Genomic DNA, 1,893 nt, shown 5'->3' with positions numbered 1-1,893 from the left:
GGGCGGGGGAGGTCGCGGCGCGGGCGGCATCCGTGCCCGGCAGGAAACCGCCGAGGCTCAGGAGCAGAAGCGCCGCGGTGACGAGGAATACCGGCGCGACCAGCCGGATCGGTGACCGGGCGTGACGAAGCGCGATGGGCATCCGCCGCGGCCGTCGACCATGACGGGCCTGCGGCGGGCCGGGGCAAGCGAAACGTGAGCGATGCATAGGTCCCCCCTGCCTCCATTTCAGGGGTCATCTCCCCGATTGTCAACGTGCAACGCGCAACAGGCACGATCCCGCACGGGATTGTTATCCGGCGCGGGACGCGGGCGTAGGGCATACTGACGGACACGAGGCGGATTCGCCGCCCCTCCGTGAGACAGGCCCGATCTCGCCATGACGCTTCCTGACCTGCGCGTTCCCGCCACCGGAGCGCCCTGGCTCCGACCGGAGAGCTACTGGCCGGCCCTGACCGAGGCCACTCGCCATCTCGACACGCCCGTCGCGGCGCTGCACCTCGGAGCGCTCCGCCACAACACCCACGACATGCTGCGACGCGCGGGCGGAACCCCGATCCGCGTTGCTTCGAAGTCGATCCGCGTCCGTGGCGTGCTCGAGGCCATCCTCGCCGTGCCCGGCTACCAGGGCGTGCTCGCGTACACCCTCGCCGAGGCGCTCTGGCTCGCGGAATCCCTCGACGACATCGTCGTCGGCTATCCGAGCGTGGACCGGGGGGCGATCGGGGTCCTCGGCCGCTCGGCACTGCTCGCCTCCCGGGTCGCCCTGATGGTCGACTCGCTCGCCCAGCTCGATCTCATCGACACGGTGATCCCCCCGCACCGGCGCGAGACCATCCGACTGTGCATCGAGCTCGACGCCGGCTGGAAGAACCCGGTGCTCGGGCACCTCGGCGTGCTGCGCTCGCCGGTGCATACCGCCGCGGAGGCCAGGGACTTCGCGGCGGCCATCGTCGCGCGCCCCGGCTTCGCTCTCGTCGGCCTGATGGCATACGAATCGCAGGTCGCCGGCCTCGGTGACCGGCCGGCCGGTCGCCGCCCCCGTGCGCTCACCACCGGGATCGTGAACCGATGGGTGCGTCGCCACTCGATCGCCGAGCTCGGAGTGCGCCGCGCCGCCGCCGTCGCGGCCGTGCGCGAGGTCGCGCCCCTGGAATTCGTCAACGGTGGCGGCACCGGTTCCCTCGAGAGCACCCACGCGGATGCCTCGGTCACCGATATCGCCGCGGGCAGCGGCTTCTTCGGCGGCCACCTCTTCGACAACTATTCGGCATTCACGCCCGCTCCCGCCGCGGCATTCGCCCTCTCCGTCGTGCGGAAGCCGAGCGCGGCGACCGCAACGCTCCTCGGCGGCGGCTGGGTCGCATCCGGACCGCCGGGTGCCGACCGGATGCCTGCCCTCGCCTGGCCGCCCGGGCTCGCCGTCGTGACGCGGGAAGCGGCCGGCGAGGTGCAGACCCCGCTCGCTGGCCCCGGAGCCGCGGCCCTGGACGTCGGCGACCGGGTCTGGCTGCGGCACACCAAGTCCGGGGAGCTCAGCGAACACGTGACAGAATTCGCAGTGGTGGACGACGGGCGGGTCGTCGACATGCTGCCCAGCTACCGCGGCGAGGGAAAGGCGTTCCTGTGACGAACACCGGTGCTCTCTGGCAGAACTGGGCGCGCAGCGAGTCCGTACGTCCGGCCAGGGTTGAGCGGCCCACGAGCGTCGCGGCCGTGCAGCGTGCGGTGATCGCCGCCGCGAAATCCGGGATGCCGATCAAGGCCGTCGGATCGGGGCACAGTTTCTCCGGCATCGCCGTCGCCCCCGGCGTGCTCCTCGACCTGGCCGACCTCTCCGGCATCGTCGGCGTCGACACGGCCACCGGCCGTGTCACCCTCGCCGCGGTAGCT

2 protein-coding genes are annotated in these 1,893 nt (G+C 72.1%); both read left to right on the top strand.

Annotated elements, in window-relative coordinates; genetic code table 11:
* The first annotated feature begins 379 nt into the window (after nt 1–379).
* Nucleotides 380–1,630, top strand: coding sequence for an alanine racemase (locus QN357_RS18760; protein WP_322136211.1), 1,251 nt, complete (start codon nt 380–382; stop codon nt 1,628–1,630).
* Nucleotides 1,627–1,893, top strand: a 267-nt coding sequence (locus QN357_RS18755; RefSeq protein WP_323505371.1) for an FAD-binding protein, incomplete at its 3' end; no start/stop codon positions are given. The genes QN357_RS18760 and QN357_RS18755, both read left to right, overlap by 4 nt.

It is taken from the genome of Cryobacterium sp. RTC2.1, from assembly GCF_035018685.1.
GTDB classification, from domain to species: Bacteria; Actinomycetota; Actinomycetes; order Actinomycetales; family Microbacteriaceae; genus Cryobacterium; species Cryobacterium glucosi.
Note: the sequence above shows the minus strand (reverse complement) of the source record. Positions and strands in the feature narration are given on the sequence as shown.